Genomic DNA, 15,094 nt, shown 5'->3' on the forward strand with positions numbered 1-15,094 from the left:
CTCCTCCTCCTGTGTCTCGGCTGCCACGGCCATCCCCGACGAGCAGCTGCATGCCCTGGTCGATGACCGCCTGCCGGCCCCACAGGCACAGGCGCTGCGCGAGCAGCTGGATGCAGACAGCGCAGCACGCGTGGAGCAATGGCAGCGCCAGCGGCAGCTGCTGCGCGCCCTGCACGGCGCCCGCAGCGAACCGCCCATGCCCGATGAAATGCGCGCCGCCGCCGAGCAGCTGCAGGGCCTGCAACAGCGCCAGCAGCAATGGTGGCGCTGGGGCGGCATGGCCGCAGGCTGGCTGCTGGCCTTCGGCCTGGGCTGGCTGGTGCACGGGCAGCAGGCAGCGCCTGCGGCACCCTCAACGGCGGACACGCTGGCCGCTGCCGCACCTGCCCGCTTCGCCCATCAGGCAGCAGTCGCCCACGCGGTCTACCAGCCCGAGCAGCGCCACCCGGTCGAGGTCGAGGCAGCGCAACAGGCCCATTTGCTGCAATGGCTTTCCAAGCGCCTGGGCCGGCCGCTGAAGCTGCCAGCCCTCACGGAACTGGGCTATGAGCTGGTGGGCGGCCGGCTGCTGCCCGGCGACAGCGGCGCACGCGCCCAGTTCATGTACCAGGATGCAGCCGGCGAGCGCATCACCCTGTATCTGGGCGCGCTGGAGGACCCGGCCACGCGTGGCGAGACCGCCTTTCGCTTCAGCAGCGACGGCCCCGTGCCCAGCTTCTACTGGGTGGACCAGGGCTTTGGCTATGCCCTCAGCGGCGCCCTGCCGCGCAACCGACTGCTGCAGCTGGCCACGGCCGTGCACCAGCAGCTTTGAAGCCTGGGGCCACGGCTACCAGGGCAGCGGCGCCGCCTCGCCGTTGCCATGTTCGCCGTAGTACAGCGAGGGCAGAAAGCGCGACAGGTAGGTGAACTCCGTGTAGCAGTGGCGCAGCAGGCCCAGGCCCAGCGCGTCGGGCAGCTCGGCCGCCGGGTCGGCGCAGGACTGGCCCAGCAAAAAGCGGCTGCGCAGCACGCAGCCAAAAGGCGTGTCACGCGCCAGGTGCACCATCAGCCCGTCCATGGGGTCCCCGCTGGCGTCCAGCTGCACATGCTCGCCGAAGCCGATGCGCGCATACACGGCGGCCGATGCGCGTTTTTCGGCAAAGGCCAGCTCCAGCTGCGCAGGGTCGAAAAGCTCGCGCGGATCGTGGAACTTGAGCCTGGCCGCCACGGGCGGAATATCGGCCAGGGACTCCACGGCCTCGATGGACGCGCCGATGTAGCTCTCGCCCTTCTTCCATTGCGCATCCCAGCCACGATGCGCGATGTGGTCGTGCGGATGCCACCACTTGATGTGCTGCGTGGTCTCGAAGAACTTGAACCACCAGTCCAGCATGCGGCCGCTGCAGCCGTGCAGGTCGGTGCGGCAGGCCACCACCAGACAGCCGCTGGGCAGGCGCTGGATTCCCGTCTCCAGCCGCAGCGGCGTGATGTGCAGCAGCTCGTCGATGCGGGAAATGTCGGGCTCGAAGGCATGGGAGTTCATGGGTGTTTTCCGTTCCTGGGTTGATGAGGAAAAGCCATCTTATATTAAAGAAACGAACAACGTTTCCAAACAATCGGATAATCCCAGCCGGGTAACAAAATGCTGCACAACCAGGCACGACCCTGCACAACACCGAACGGAACGACAAGAAATCCAATGGAATCCGAAATCACTCCTGCGGCCCCCAGGCCGCGCGGGCGGCCGGCCCGGCCCGAGCACGAGGCCAACGATGCCGCCCTGGCCGCCGCCACCTGGCTCTTGCTCAACGAAGGCTATGCCGCCACCACCATGGAAGCTGTGGCCAGGCGCGCGGGGCTGGCCAAGAAGACGCTCTACCGCTTTGCCGCCAACCGTGAGGATCTGGTGGCCCTGGTGGTGCGCAGCTGGACAGACGGTTTCCGCCCCGCCCTGTCGGCCGATGCGCAGTCGGCCTCAGAGGTGGCTCCGGCGCTGGCCGAGATCCTGCGCGTGATTGCCGCGCGCGTGCTGTCGGCCGAGGCGGTGGGGATGTTCCGCCTGCTCACCACCGATTTCCCCGCCAAGCCCGAGTTGCTGGAGGTCTACCAGCGCAACGGCATAGAGCGCGGCCGCGGCATGCTGGTGGACTGGCTGCGGCGCCAGTGCGCGAAGGGGTTGCTCAGGGCAGAGCAGCCCGATGTCATCTGCGACCTGTTGCTGTCCATGGCCATTGCCGAGCCGTTGCGGCAGATGGCCCTGGGCCTGACGCCGCCCGTGCCCGAATGGGATCCGGGCCCGCGCATTGACGACGCGGTACGGCTGCTGGCAGGCCATTCCTGCCGCATGGAGCCCGCTGATCGCTGAACCGAAAAAAAGGCCATCCGGCGCGGTGCCGGATGGCCTTTTGAACCCTTGGAGGTTTGGGCAACCGCCGCGCGATCAGTCCAGCGCCGCCAGCGGGTGCGAGTGCGCGGGCCAGGGGCTGTCGAAGAAGGCACGCCATTGCGCGTCCTGCACGTCTTCGATGCGCGCGGGGTTCCAGCGCGGTTGGTGGTCCTTGTCCACGGCCAGGGCGCGAATGCCTTCGATGGTCTCGCTCTGGCCGGGGCGCAGGTAAAAGCAGTGGCGCACCATGTCGCGCTCCATGCGCAGGTCCTGGGCCAGCGTCATGCCGCGTGCGCGGCGAATCTGCTCCAGCACCACGTGCAGCATCAGCGGCGAGCGCTTGCGCAGCGTGGCTGCCGTGTGCTGCGCCCACTCGCCATCCGCCGCTTCCAGTGCCTGCACCATGGCAGCCACCGTGGGCAGGGCAAACACGCGGTCGATCTCGGCGCGGGGCTGGGCCGCTGGCTTGGCCGGGGCTGTGAACTTCGACTTCACCAGCGCCTCGACGGCCGCTGCATCGGCAAAGCTGCCGGCGGCCAGGGCCTCCCACAGCGCAGGCTGCTGGTCCGAGGGCAGATAGCCATCGGCCAGGCCGAAGTCCAGCGCGTCGGCCGCGCCGATCACGTCGCCCGTCAGCGCCAGCCACTCACCCGCGTGACCGGGGCAGCGCGATAGGAAGTAGCCGCCACCCACATCGGGGAACAGGCCGATGGCCGTCTCGGGCATGGCCATCTTGGTACGCTCGGTGACGATGCGCAGCGTGCCGCCCTGGCTGATGCCCATGCCGCCGCCCATGACGATGCCGTCCATGAAGGCGATGTAGGGCTTGCCGAAGGTGTGGATCAGGTGGTTGAGCGCGTACTCCTCGGTGAAGAAGTCCTCCAGCTGCGGATTGCCCGTGCTGCCTGCGCCGTGCAGAAAACGGATGTCGCCGCCCGCGCAGAAGGCGCCGAAGGCCCCTTCCTTGCCCATGCCGCGGATGGCCACGGCCAGCACCTGATCGTCCTTTTGCCAGGCCAGCAGGGTGGCCAGCAGATCGCGCACCATGCCCAGCGACAGCGCGTTCAGCGCCTTGGCCCGGTTCAAGGTGATCATGCCCATGCGGCCCCGCACTTCGCTGAGGACTTCGCCGGCAGCTCCCGTCATATCTTGCTCCTTGTTGCTATGCATGCCCTGCCCCGGCAGCCCGGGGCGATGAGCCGCAACCATAGCTGAAAATCCGCGCCCACCCCTGACAAACAGGTGCCAATTTGCGCAAGTGCACGACAGGGCGGGCAGCCGCCGCGCACCGCAGCGCACTCAGTCCAGAGAGACGCCCGTGCTCTTGACCACGCCGGCCCAGCGCTTGATCTCGCTGCGGATGTAGGCGCCGTATTCCTCGGGCGTGGAGCCCAGTCCTTCGGCGCCCTGCAGCTGCAGCTTCTCGACCACGCCCGGGTCCTTGAGTGCGCGCATCAGCTCCTGGTTGAGCCGCTGGATGATGGCGGCTGGCGTCTTCGCGGGCACCATCACGCCCTGCCAGGCCCCGGCCTCGAAGCCGGACATGCCGCTTTCGGCCAGCGTGGGTGCGTCGGGGAAGTTGGGCAGGCGCTTGGAGGAACTCACGGCCAGCAGCTTGAGCCGTCCCTCCTTGATGAAGGGTGCGACGGAGTTGATGGTGTCGGTCATGAAGTCGATCTGCCCGGCCACCAGATCCACGTCGGCCGGCGCGCTGCCCTTGTAGGGCACGTGGCTGGCCTCGATCTGGTAGTGCTGCACGACCTGGAAGGCCGCCAGGTGCGTGACATTGCCGTTGCCGGCCGAACCATAGGACAGCTGGCCCGCCTTGTCCCTGGCATGGCGCACGAACTCCTGCACGTTCTTCACCGGCAGCTTGGGGTTGACCACCAGGCCCAGCGGCACCACGGCCGTCAGCGCCACGGGCATCAGGTCCTTGTTCACGTCGTAGCTCATCTTCTTGTAGAGCGACGGGCTCAGCGCAATGGACGAGGTGTTGTAGAGCACGGTGTAGCCATCGGGCGCGGCCTTGGCCACCAGGGCGTTGCCGATGTTGCCGTTGGCGCCGGGCCGGTTGTCCACGATCACGGTCTGGCCCAGTTGCTGGCCGACCTGCTGGGCCAGCACGCGCGCCACCAGGTCGGTGGGCCCGCCCGGCGGGAAAGGCACGACCAGCGTGATGGGCTTGCTGGGCCAGGGCTGCTGTGCCAGGGCCGCTCCCGGCACTGCCGCTGCGGCTGCCATGCAGGCCGCCACGGCGGCCAGCACCCTGCGCCGCCCTTGTCTGCCTGCGGCCTTGTTGCCTTTCTTGTCCATGCTGTTGTCTCCTGGTGTCGTTATGGGAATTCTTTTGTCCGCCTAGCTGCGCCCTGCCAGCAGGCGCACGGCCGTGTATTCCATGACCTTCTGGTGGCCCTGGTTGAAGACCTCGATGCGCGAGGTGACGACGGCGCGGTTGCCCTTGGAGGTGGGCTTGATGGCGGTGACTTCGACCAGGGCCTCGATGGTGTCGCCCACCAGCACGGGGCCGAGGATCTTCTGGTGCAGCTCCAGCATGGCCAGGCCCGTGCCCTGGATCATGCTTTGCAGGATGAAGCCTTCGATCAGCGCATAGGTCATGGCGCCCGGCACGGGGCGGCCGGCAATGGCGCCGCCGTCGTAGCCCTCCTCGATGAAGATGGCCTCCAGCATGCCCGTGGCATTGATGAAGGCGACCAGGTCGGACTCGGTCACGGTGCGGCGGAAGGTGCGCAGCTGCTGGCCAACCTTCAGGTCCTGCCAGAAAAAGCCCTGGCCCATGCGGGGCACGGCGTTCCAGGCGGCGCCAGGGTGGGGCTGCGGGGTGTTCACTGTCATCTCATGTCTCCTGTTGCGTGATCTGCAGGCCGGCGATGCGCTCGGCGCTCCAGCCCGCCTGGGCCAGCAGCGCCGCCGTGTGCTCGCCCAGGCGCGGAGGCATGCCCATGGGGGCCTGCCGGCCATCCATGCGCACGGATGAACGCGGCAGGTGCACGGTGCCCATGGCGGGGTCGTGCAGCGGCACGAAGAACTTCGTGGCCTGCAGATGCGGATCGGCGGGAAGCTCATCCATGCGCGCCACCGGGGCGGCGGGAATCTCCAGGCGCTGGCAGGTGTCCAGCCAGTACTGGGTGCCGTGCAGGGCCACATACTCGCCAGCGGTCTCCAGCAGCTCGGCAATGTGGGCCGTGCGGCTGGCCTGGCTGGCAAAGCGCGCATCCAGGGCCAGCTGCGGTTGGCCCACGGCGGCGAAGAAGCGCTGCCAGTGCGCATCGGTGTACGGCATCATGCAGACGTGGCCGTCCAGCGTTCGGTAGGGCTTGCGCCAGGGCGCCATCACGCGCGGGTAGCCTGCGCCGCTGAGCGCGGGGCTGAAGTGCATGCCGTAGAAATGCTCGACCAGGTTGAAGCCCACCATGGTCTCGTACATGGGCACTTCGACAAAGCAGCCGTGGCCGCTGCGCTCGCGCTGGAACAGCGCCGCCAGCACGGCATGCGCGGCCACCAGGGCGCAGGTCTTGTCGGCCGCGATGGTGGGCAGGTAGCGCGCCTCGCCCGTCTGGCGCTCCATCAGGTCGGCCAGGCCGCTCATGCCCTGGATGACGTCGTCGTAGGCGGGCATGCCCGCATAGGGGCCGTCCTCGCCAAAGCCATGCAGGCCTGCGTAGACCAGGCGCGGATAGCGCTCGCGCAGCGTGTCGGGGTCCAGGCCCAGCGGGGCCAGCTTCTGCGGGCGCATGCTGTGCATGAACACATCGGCCGTGGCCAGCAGCGCATGCAGGGCCTGGCGCGCCTCGTCCTGCTTGAGATCGAGCACCACGCTCTTCTTGCTGCGGTTGGTGCCCATGAACATGGCCGCCATGCCGGGCTCCACGGCCGGGCCGGTGTGGCGCGTGGAGTCGCCGGCCGGCGGCTCGATCTTGATGACTTCGGCGCCATAGTCGGCCAGCACCTGGCTGGCCAGCGGCCCGAACACCACGCTGGACAGATCCAGCACCCGAATCCCTGTCAACGCAGCCTGCACTGTGGTCTCCATGTTGCTTCAGGGAGCCAGTATTTGATATCTTTGAAGTCGCGTCTAAGACTTAATTCAGCATCGCTGATACACGGTGGATATCAATGGACCTGCGCCAACTGCGTCACTTCGTCACCCTGGCCCGCACGCTCAACTACCGGCAGGCGGCCGAGCAGCTGCACATGTCGCAGCCGCCGCTGTCCCAATCCATACGCCGGCTCGAAGACAGCCTGGGCGTGCAGCTGTTCCAGCGCGACCGCCGGGGCACGGAGCTGACCGAGGCAGGCCGGGCGGCCCTGGAAAGTGCCGAGCTGGCACTGCACCATGCGCGCCAGGTGCAGGAGGTCTCGCAGGCCACGGCCAGCGGCGAGCGCGGCCGGCTGCACATAGGCTTCATAGGCTCGGCCACGTTCTCGCTGATTCCACGGCTGGTGCAGGCCTTTCGCAGCGAATATCCGCTGATCGACCTGGTGCTGACCGAATCGACCACGCGCGAGATCTGCGCGCAGGTGGCCAGCGGCGATTTCGATGCCGGCCTGCTGCGCTACCCGGTGACGCAGGCCACCGAGCTGTCCATCACGCCCGTGGAAAAGGACGAACTGGTGGCCGTGCTGCCCGAAGGCAACCCGCTGCTGCAGCGGCCCGCCTTGCGGCTGCGGGATCTGGCCGACCAGCCCTTCATCAACTACCGCCCCAGCGAAGTGCCCGGCCTGCATGCGCTTGTGGTGCTGGCCTGCCAGAACGCGGGCTTCATGCCCCAGGTCAAGCAGCATGCGGTGCAGGCCCAGACCCTGGTCAGCCTGGTGGGCGCGGGCCTGGGCGTGGCCCTGGTGCCGGCCGTCGTGGCCAAGGGCAGCACGCCGGGGGTGGTGTTCCGCGCGCTGGCAGATACCGAGAACATGCCCTCCATCGGCCTGGCCCTGGCGCTCAATCCGCAGCAAAGCGCAGCGGCCGGGCAGCGCCTGCGCGAGTTGCTGCTGCGGCTGAATGCCTGACTGACGGCCTGGCGGACGGCGTGGCAGAAGCCGCCGCAGAAAAGACAAAGGCCGCGGATGCGGCCTTTGCGACGAAGCCGGCTGGCTTGCGCGCGCCCTCGGCGCCACGGCGCTTATGCGCCTGCGCGCGAAGCGCGCTTGCGCTCGTTCTCGGACAGGTGGCGCTTGCGCACGCGGATACTCTTGGGGGTGATTTCCACCAGCTCGTCGTCCTCGATGAATTCCACCGCGTATTCCAGCGACAGGTCGATCGGGGGCGTGATCTTGATGGCATCTTCCTTGCCGGACACGCGGAAGTTGGTCAGCTGCTTGGTACGCGTGGCGTTGACCACCAGGTCGTTGTCACGGCTGTGGATGCCGATGATCATGCCTTCGTACACGGGATCGTTGGCCTTGACGAACATGCGGCCACGGTCGTCCAGCTTGCCCAGGGCGTAGGTGAAGATTTCGCCTTCGTCCATGGAGATCAGCACACCGTTCTTGCGGCCGCCGATTTCGCCCTTGTGCGGCTCGTAGCTGTCGAAGATGTTGGAGATCAGGCCGGAACCACGGGTCAGGTTCAGGAATTCGTTGGTGAAGCCGATCAGGCCACGCGCAGGAATGCGGTATTCCAGGCGCACGCGGCCGCGGCCATCGGGTTCCATGTTGACCAGCTCGCCCTTGCGCTCGCCCAGGGCCTGCATCACGCCACCCTGGTGGCCTTCCTCGATGTCGGCTGTCACCAGCTCGATGGGCTCGTGGCGCACGCCGTCCACGTCGCGGTAGACCACGCGGGGCTTGGACACGGCCAGCTCGTAGCCTTCACGGCGCATTTCTTCCAGCAGGATGGTCAGGTGCAGTTCGCCGCGGCCCGACACTTCGAAGATGCCGTCTTCGTCGGTTTCCTTGACACGCAGGGCCACGTTGGAACGCAGTTCCTTTTGCAGGCGGTCCCAGATCTGGCGGCTGGTCACGAACTTGCCTTCACGGCCCGCCAGCGGCGAGGTGTTGACGCAGAAGTTCATGGTCAGCGTGGGCTCGTCGATCTTGAGCATCGGCAGCGGCCGGGGGTTCAGCGGGTCGGTCAGCGTGACGCCCATGCCCAGGTCGGCGATACCGTTGACCAGCACGATGTCGCTGGGGCCGGCTTCGGTCACCTGCACGCGGTCGATGCCCTGGAACTTCAGCACCTGGTTGATGCGGCCCTTGTAGCTCTTGCCGTCAGGACCTTCCATGACCAGCACGTCGGTCGAAGGCTTGAGGGTGCCGGAAGTGATGCGGCCCACGCCGATGCGGCCCACGAAGGTGGAGTAGTCCAGCGCCGAGATCTGCATTTGCAGCGGAGCGGCGGGATCGCCCTTGACCGAAGGCACGTGCTTCAGGATGGTGTCGAACAGGGCCGACATGTCGGGGCCCCACTGCTCGCCCGGAGCGCCTTCTTCCAGCGAGGTCCAGCCGTTGATGCCCGAGGCGTACACCACGGGGAAGTCCAGCTGCTCGTCGGTGGCACCCAGCTTGTCGAACAGGTCGAACGCGGCGTTGACCACGTAGTCGGGACGCGCGCCGGGCTTGTCCACCTTGTTGACCACGAGGATGGGCTTCAGGCCCAGGGCCAGCGCCTTCTTGGTCACGAAGCGCGTCTGGGGCATGGGGCCTTCCTGCGCGTCGATCAGCAGCACCACGCCGTCGACCATGGACAGGGCACGCTCCACTTCACCGCCGAAGTCCGCGTGGCCGGGTGTGTCGAGGATGTTGATGTGCGTGTCGTTCCAGCTCACGGCGCAGTTCTTGGCCAGGATGGTGATGCCACGCTCGCGTTCGATGGCGTTGTTGTCCATCACCGTGTCCACGACTTTCTCGTGTTCGGCGAAGGTTCCGGATTGGCGCAGCAGCTGGTCCACCATGGTGGTTTTGCCGTGGTCCACGTGGGCGATGATCGCGATATTGCGGATTTGTTTGCTCATAGTGTTTTCCCATTGCCGCTGCGTCATGGGCGCGGCGTGTCTTCCAAAATCTGTTGAATTTCCAGTGAACTGAGCAGGCGGGCGGGGATGAGTTCCCCACGCACCACGCGCCCCACCCCCAGCAGAGCCTGGGGGTTTTCGCCATACACAGCCACCGCCTCGGCATCGGCCCAAGCGCCCTTGCGGGGCAGGCCCGTGAGAAAACGGGCCGCATCTTGCTCGCCCAGCGTGACAGCCGTGTGGCTGGCCAGCAAGGCATCGACAGGCTGCAACTGCTGCAGACGCTCGTCCTCGCCCATGGCGGCCAGCGCCTCCAGCGAGATACAGCGCTCGACACCCAGCCCGCCGGTGTCGATACGGCGCAGCGCGCGCAGGTGCGCGCCGCAGCCCAGGGCCTCTCCCACGTCCTCCGCCAGCGTGCGGATATAGGTGCCCTTGCTGCAGGTCACCAGCATCCGGATCGCCGGCTGGCCTTGGCTGTCTTGCGTCAGCGAAAGCTCCAGTGCGTGGATTGTCACTTCGCGCGCCGAACGCTCGACTTCGATGCCGGCACGCGCATATTCATAAAGAGCCTTGCCGTCCTTCTTGAGCGCGCTGTACATGGGCGGCACCTGGCGGATGGAGCCCGTGAACTGCGCCTGCACGGCGGCAAGCCGCTCGGCCGTGAGGGCGGCGGGATCGATGGCGCGCTCGCGCAGCACCTCGCCCTCGGCATCGGCCGTGGTCGTGGTCTGGCCCAGGCGCGCAATCGCCTCGTAGGTCTTGGCAGCTTCGAGCTGCAACTGGCTGAACTTGGTCGCCGCACCGAAGCACAGCGGCAGCACGCCGGTGGCCAACGGGTCCAGCGTGCCGGTGTGTCCGGCCTTTTCGGCGCGCAGCAACCACTTGACCTTCTGCAAGGCGTCGTTGCTGGACAGCTCCAGCGGTTTGTCGAGCAGCAACACCCCATGCACAGGGCGCCGCTGCACCCTTGTGCGTGGCGCGTTCATGGGGCTACTCTTCCTTCCCGCGCGAGGAGACGGCCTTGGCGATCAAGGCGTTCATGTCGGCCGCACGCTCGGTGGTGCGGTCGTAGATGAAGTGCAGCGTGGGCACGGTATGGATGTGCAGGCGCTTGAACAGGCCGTTGCGCAGGAAGCCTGCGGCCTGGTTCAGGGCGTCCTGCGTCTCCTGCGGATCGCCGATCAGCAGGCTGAAGTAGACCTTGGCGTGGGCATAGTCCGGAGTCACCTCCACGCTTTGCAGCGTCACCATGCCCACGCGCGGGTCCTTCAACTCGCGTGCGATCAGCTCCGCCAGATCCCGCTGGATCTGGTCGGAGACTTTGAAGCTGCGGTTCGGCGCAGCGGACTTGCGTGTTGCCATGTCGAATTACAGCGAGCGCGCGATTTCCTTGATCTCGAACACTTCGAGCACGTCGCCTTCGCGAATGTCGTTGTAGTTCTTGAGCTTGATACCGCACTCGAAGCCTTCCTTGACTTCCTTGACGTCGTCCTTCAGGCGCTTGAGCGATTCGATCTCGCCCGTGTAGATGACCACGTTCTCGCGCAGCAGGCGGAAATGCGCATTGCGCGTAACCTGGCCTTGCGTGATGTACGAGCCAGCCACGGTGCCGATCTTCGACGCCACGAACACGGTACGGATCTCGGCCATGCCGATGATCTCTTCCTTGCGCTCGGGAGCCAGCATGCCGGACATCGCTGCCTTCACCTCTTCGACGGCGTCGTAGATGATGTTGTAGTAGCGCAGGTCCACATCGTTGCTCTCGGCCGTCTTGCGCGCCTGGGCATCGGCCCGGACGTTGAAGCCGATGATGATGGCCTTGGAGGCCAGCGCCAGGTTCACGTCGGACTCGCTGATGCCGCCCACGCCCGAGTAGACCAGCTGCACGCGGATCTCTTCGGTGGAGAGCTTGAGCAGCGATGCGCCCAGTGCTTCCTGCGAGCCCTGCATGTCGGCCTTGACGATGATGGGCAGGGTCTGAACCTCGCCCGCACCCATTTCGGCGAACATGTTCTCGAGCTTGGCAGCCTGCTGGCGAGCCAGCTTGGTGTTGCGGAACTTGCCGGCGCGGTAGGTCGCGATTTCGCGGGCGCGGCGCTCGTCCTGCAGCACCATGAAGTCGTCGCCGGCCTGGGGCACGTCGGACAGACCCTGGATTTCCACCGGGATGGAGGGGCCAGCGGACTTGGTCTGCTTGCCGTCTTCGTCCAGCATGGCGCGCACGCGGCCGTAGGTCTGGCCTGCCAGCACCACGTCGCCCACCTTCAGCGTGCCGGACTGCACCAGCACCGTGGCCACGGGGCCGCGGCCCTTGTCCAGCTGCGCTTCGATGACCAGGCCCTTGGCAGCGGCTTCCACGGGAGCGGTCAGCTCCAGCACTTCGGCCTGCAGCAGGACCTGTTCCAGCAGCTCGTCGATGCCCTGGCCGGTCTTGGACGACACGGCGATGAACGGGGACTCGCCGCCGTACTCTTCAGGCACCACCTGCTCGGCCACCAGGCCTTGCTTGACGCGGTCGAGGTTGGCATCGGGCTTGTCGGCCTTGGTGATGGCAACCACGATGGGCACACCCGCCGCCTTCGCGTGCTTGATGGCTTCCTTGGTCTGGGGCATCACGCCGTCGTCGGCAGCGCACACCAGGATGACGATGTCGGTGGCCTGTGCACCACGGGCACGCATGGCCGTGAAGGCCTCGTGGCCCGGGGTGTCCAGGAAGGTGACGATGCCGCGGGGCGTCGTCACATGGTAGGCACCGATGTGCTGGGTGATGCCGCCGGCTTCGCCCGACGCAACCTTGGTGCGGCGGATGTAGTCCAGCAGCGAGGTCTTGCCGTGGTCCACGTGGCCCATGACGGTGACCACGGGGGCGCGCGACTCCTGGGCAGCTTCCTGCTGGGACACTTCCTCGGCCGTGAAGGCTTCGGGATCGTCCAGCGCAGCGACCTTGGCGGTGTGGCCCATTTCCTCGACCACGATCATGGCCGTGTCCTGATCCAGGGGCTGGTTGATGGTGACCATCTGGCCCATCTTCATCAGCACCTTGATCAGCTCGGATGCCTTGACCGACATCTTGTGCGCCAGCTCGGCCACGGTGATGGTCTCGGGCACGTGCACTTCGATGGCGCGGAATTCCGTTGCCGCGCTCTGGTGCTGTCCGTCATTGCGGTCATTGCCACGACGGCCGCCACGCGGGCCGCCGCGCCAGTTGGAACGGCCGCCCACGCCACCGGAGCTGTCGCCACGGGTCTTGATTTCCTTCTTCTTGCCATCGCCGGCCCAGCTCGAGGAGAGCTTGGCGGACTTGACTTCCTTGCCGGCGCCGGCAGGCGCGCGCGCACCGGCTCCGCCGGCGGTCGTGCCAGCGGGCTTGTGCAGCGTGGTCTTCTTGGCATCGGCGGCAGCAGGCGCTGCAGGCTTTGCCACGGGCTTGGGCTCTTCGGGCTTCTTGGCCACGAGCACCTTCTTGGGCGCGGCCATCATGGCGCGAATGGCTTCGGCTTCGGCCAGCGCCTTGCGGCGGCGGTCTTCCAGATCCTTGGCGCGTTCGGCTTCCTCGGCCGCACGGGCCTTGGACTCTTCCTCGGCCTTGGCGCGTGCCGCGAGCTGGGCTTCGGCGCGCGCTATCTGGCCGGCAGCCTGCTCGCGCGAGGCTTCCTGCTTAGCGCGGTTGGCCTCGACAATCTTTGCGGCTTCGGCAGCCGCATAGGCGGCTGCGCGCTCTTCGGCTTCGCGCTCGCGCTGTTGGACTAGCTCGCGCTCTTCGCGCTCACGGCGTTGCTGTGCCAATTCTTCCTCCTCCCGGCCGATCATTTCGGCCTGGCGACGTGCTTCCCCTTCGCGGCGCACCAATTCCTGAGATTCGCGCTCCGACGCCGCGCGCTGCTCCTGGGCAGCCGCAACGGCAGCGGGGTCGGAGGCGCCTTCGGCGGCCTCGTCGCGCTTGACGAAGGTGCGCTTCTTGCGCACTTCCACCTGGATGGTGCGGGCGCGGCCCGACGAATCGGCCTGCTTGATCTCGCTGGTGGACCGTTTGGTCAGCGTGATCTTCTTGGCGCCACTTCCGTGGCTGGCCTGCAGATGGCTGAGCAGTTGCTGCTTGTCGCCGTCGGTCAACGCATCCGATGCGTTGTCCTTGGCGACGCCTGCAGCCTTGAGCTGCTGCAGCAACGTGTCAGGGGTCTTGTTGAGCTCTTTTGCAAACTCGGCAACCGTATTACTGGACATAAATGCTCTGAACCTCCCTGACCTTACTCTTGCCCTTCGGTGAACCAGTGCTCACGCGCCTTCATGATCAAAGCCTTCGCTTCTTCCTCGGTCTGCCCGGTCAGCTCGGTCAACTCATCGATGGCCAGATCGGCCAGATCGTCGCGAGTGTGCACATTGGCCTCGGCCAGCTTGTCCACGATCTCCGGAGTCATTCCCTCGAGCGTCAGCAGATCCTGCGACACCTTGCCCACGTTTTCCTCGTGCGCGATTTCCTGCGTCAGCAGGGCATCCTTCGCACGGGTGCGCAGCTCGTTCACCGTCTCTTCGTCGAACGCCTCGATTTCGAGCATTTCCTGCAGCGGCACGTAGGCCACTTCTTCCAGGGTCTCGAAACCTTCCTCGATGAGGATGTTGGCGATTTCCTCGTCCACATCGAGCTTTTCCATGAACAGCTGGCGCGCAACGGCAGACTCGTCCGCCTGCTTTTGCGCAGACTCAGCCGCGTCCATGATGTTGATCTTCCAGCCGGTAAGCTCGGAAGCCAGGCGAACGTTCTGGCCGCCACGGCCGATGGCGATGGCGAGGTTTTCCTCGTCAACCACCACGTCCATGGCGTGCTTTTCCTCGTCCACAACGATGGACGACACATTGGCCGGAGCCAGCGCACCGATCACGAACTGTGCGGGGTCCTCGGACCACAGCACGATGTCCACGCGCTCGCCAGCCAATTCATTGGTGACGGCGTTGACGCGGGTGCCCCGCACGCCGACACAGGTGCCGATGGGATCGACACGCTTGTCATGGCTGAGCACGGCGATCTTGGCGCGGCTGCCGGCATCGCGAGCACAGCTCTTGATCTCCAGCAGGCCCTGCTCGATCTCGGGCACTTCGTTGCGGAACAGCTCGACCATGAACTCCGGCGCCGAACGCGACAGGATGATGGGCGCGCCGCGCAGCGTGGCGTCCACTTCCATGATCATGGCCCGCACGCGGTCGCCGTTGCGCAGGTTTTCCTTGGGGATCATTTCGCTGCGGCGCAGACGTCCTTCGACACGGCCGGCCTCGACGATGATGTCGCCCTTGTCCATGCGCTTGACGGTGCCCGTGAAGATCCGGTCACCGCGCGACAGGAACTCGTTGAGCAGCATTTCGCGCTCGGCATCGCGGATCTTTTGCAGGATGACCTGCTTGGCCGCCATCGCACCGATGCGGCCGATGGGCACCGACTCGATCTCTTCCTCGATGTACTCGCCTTCGGAGATGCCGGGGACGCGGTCCTGTGCGTCCATCAGCATTTCTTCGGCATCGGGGTTTTGCAGGCCCGCATCATCGGGCACCACCAGCCAGCGGCGGAAGGTGTCGTAGTTACCGCTGTCGCGATCGATGGCCACGCGGATGTCCACTTCACCTTGGTACAGCTTCTTCGTGGCTTGGGCCAGGGCCGATTCCACTGCACCGAACACCAAATCGCGCTCCACGTTCTTTTCGCGCGAAATGGCTTCTACCAACATCAACAATTCGCGATTCATGCGACGACTCTCCTATTTCA

At 66.2% G+C, this 15,094-nt stretch carries 13 protein-coding genes; 3 read left to right on the plus strand and 10 right to left on the minus strand.

The window, feature by feature from the left end:
- The first annotated feature begins 31 nt into the window (after window positions 1-31).
- Window positions 32-814, plus strand: a complete 783-nt coding sequence (locus GRX31_RS26535) for an anti-sigma factor (protein ID WP_160855641.1) — start codon at window positions 32-34, stop codon at window positions 812-814.
- A gap of 15 nt (window positions 815-829) precedes the next feature.
- On the opposite strand, the gene GRX31_RS26540 is transcribed toward GRX31_RS26535, so the two are convergent.
- Window positions 830-1,525 carry a DAPG hydrolase family protein gene (locus GRX31_RS26540; protein ID WP_046984403.1) on the minus strand — a complete coding sequence of 232 codons (696 nt, stop codon included), beginning with the start codon at window positions 1,523-1,525 and terminating at the stop codon, window positions 830-832.
- 156 nt (window positions 1,526-1,681) lie between these two features.
- Between GRX31_RS26540 and GRX31_RS26545 the strand changes: the two genes are divergently transcribed.
- The gene (locus GRX31_RS26545; protein WP_046240364.1) at window positions 1,682-2,347 is read left to right on the plus strand and encodes a TetR/AcrR family transcriptional regulator; all 666 of its coding nucleotides are present in this window, start codon (window positions 1,682-1,684) and stop codon (window positions 2,345-2,347) included.
- A gap of 75 nt (window positions 2,348-2,422) precedes the next feature.
- Here GRX31_RS26545 and GRX31_RS26550 read toward each other — a convergent pair whose 3' ends face one another.
- From GRX31_RS26550 to GRX31_RS26565, 4 genes are all read right to left on the minus strand, one after another.
- On the minus strand, window positions 2,423-3,514 hold the full coding sequence (locus GRX31_RS26550; RefSeq protein ID WP_160855615.1) for an enoyl-CoA hydratase/isomerase family protein: 1,092 nt from the start codon (window positions 3,512-3,514) through the stop codon (window positions 2,423-2,425).
- 153 nt (window positions 3,515-3,667) lie between these two features.
- Window positions 3,668-4,681: a Bug family tripartite tricarboxylate transporter substrate binding protein gene (locus GRX31_RS26555; protein ID WP_016448877.1), complete on the minus strand. Its 1,014-nt coding sequence runs from the start codon at window positions 4,679-4,681 to the stop codon at window positions 3,668-3,670.
- Window positions 4,682-4,723: 42 nt separating this feature from the next.
- Entirely contained in the window at window positions 4,724-5,221 is a 498-nt protein-coding gene (locus GRX31_RS26560) for a MaoC family dehydratase (RefSeq protein WP_061287776.1), read from the minus strand.
- A 1-nt stretch (window position 5,222) separates the two neighbouring features.
- The gene (locus GRX31_RS26565; protein WP_043790193.1) at window positions 5,223-6,419 is read right to left on the minus strand and encodes a CaiB/BaiF CoA transferase family protein; all 1,197 of its coding nucleotides are present in this window, start codon (window positions 6,417-6,419) and stop codon (window positions 5,223-5,225) included.
- Between the two features lie 83 nt (window positions 6,420-6,502).
- Between GRX31_RS26565 and GRX31_RS26570 the strand changes: the two genes are divergently transcribed.
- Window positions 6,503-7,393 carry a LysR family transcriptional regulator gene (locus GRX31_RS26570; protein ID WP_160855617.1) on the plus strand — a complete coding sequence of 297 codons (891 nt, stop codon included), beginning with the start codon at window positions 6,503-6,505 and terminating at the stop codon, window positions 7,391-7,393.
- Window positions 7,394-7,506: 113 nt separating this feature from the next.
- Here GRX31_RS26570 and typA read toward each other — a convergent pair whose 3' ends face one another.
- From typA to nusA, 5 genes are read right to left on the minus strand one after another with little or no spacing between them, the layout of a single operon-like run.
- Complete coding sequence (gene typA / locus GRX31_RS26575) at window positions 7,507-9,336, minus strand: translational GTPase TypA (RefSeq protein WP_026062109.1); 1,830 nt, start codon at window positions 9,334-9,336, stop codon at window positions 7,507-7,509.
- Between the two features lie 23 nt (window positions 9,337-9,359).
- Window positions 9,360-10,325 (minus strand): tRNA pseudouridine(55) synthase TruB, encoded by a 966-nt coding sequence (truB, locus tag GRX31_RS26580; protein WP_160855619.1) that lies wholly within the window; start codon window positions 10,323-10,325, stop codon window positions 9,360-9,362.
- A gap of 4 nt (window positions 10,326-10,329) precedes the next feature.
- Window positions 10,330-10,701, minus strand: coding sequence for a 30S ribosome-binding factor RbfA (gene rbfA, locus GRX31_RS26585; RefSeq protein WP_016448883.1), 372 nt, complete (start codon window positions 10,699-10,701; stop codon window positions 10,330-10,332).
- Between the two features lie 6 nt (window positions 10,702-10,707).
- A complete protein-coding gene (gene infB, locus GRX31_RS26590; RefSeq protein WP_016448884.1) occupies window positions 10,708-13,563 on the minus strand; it encodes a translation initiation factor IF-2 in 2,856 nt (951 codons plus the stop codon).
- A gap of 23 nt (window positions 13,564-13,586) precedes the next feature.
- A complete protein-coding gene (gene nusA, locus GRX31_RS26595) occupies window positions 13,587-15,074 on the minus strand; it encodes a transcription termination factor NusA (RefSeq protein WP_016448885.1) in 1,488 nt (495 codons plus the stop codon).
- Window positions 15,075-15,094 lie beyond the last annotated feature (20 nt).

Source organism: Delftia sp. CH05 (genome assembly GCF_009827015.1).
In the GTDB taxonomy this organism is placed as follows: Bacteria; Pseudomonadota; Gammaproteobacteria; order Burkholderiales; family Burkholderiaceae_C; genus Comamonas; species Comamonas tsuruhatensis.

Coding starts and splice junctions, on each gene's coding strand:
- GRX31_RS26540 (WP_046984403.1), bottom strand. CDS start 1,525: ATGAACTCCCATGCCTTCGAGCCCGACATTTCCCGCATCGACGAGCTG.
- GRX31_RS26545 (WP_046240364.1), top strand. CDS start 1,682: ATGGAATCCGAAATCACTCCTGCGGCCCCCAGGCCGCGCGGGCGGCCG.
- GRX31_RS26550 (WP_160855615.1), bottom strand. CDS start 3,514: ATGACGGGAGCTGCCGGCGAAGTCCTCAGCGAAGTGCGGGGCCGCATG.
- GRX31_RS26555 (WP_016448877.1), bottom strand. CDS start 4,681: ATGGACAAGAAAGGCAACAAGGCCGCAGGCAGACAAGGGCGGCGCAGG.
- GRX31_RS26560 (WP_061287776.1), bottom strand. CDS start 5,221: ATGACAGTGAACACCCCGCAGCCCCACCCTGGCGCCGCCTGGAACGCC.
- GRX31_RS26565 (WP_043790193.1), bottom strand. CDS start 6,419: ATGGAGACCACAGTGCAGGCTGCGTTGACAGGGATTCGGGTGCTGGAT.
- GRX31_RS26570 (WP_160855617.1), top strand. CDS start 6,503: ATGGACCTGCGCCAACTGCGTCACTTCGTCACCCTGGCCCGCACGCTC.
- typA (WP_026062109.1), bottom strand. CDS start 9,336: ATGAGCAAACAAATCCGCAATATCGCGATCATCGCCCACGTGGACCAC.
- truB (WP_160855619.1), bottom strand. CDS start 10,325: ATGAACGCGCCACGCACAAGGGTGCAGCGGCGCCCTGTGCATGGGGTG.
- rbfA (WP_016448883.1), bottom strand. CDS start 10,701: ATGGCAACACGCAAGTCCGCTGCGCCGAACCGCAGCTTCAAAGTCTCC.
- infB (WP_016448884.1), bottom strand. CDS start 13,563: ATGTCCAGTAATACGGTTGCCGAGTTTGCAAAAGAGCTCAACAAGACC.
- nusA (WP_016448885.1), bottom strand. CDS start 15,074: ATGAATCGCGAATTGTTGATGTTGGTAGAAGCCATTTCGCGCGAAAAG.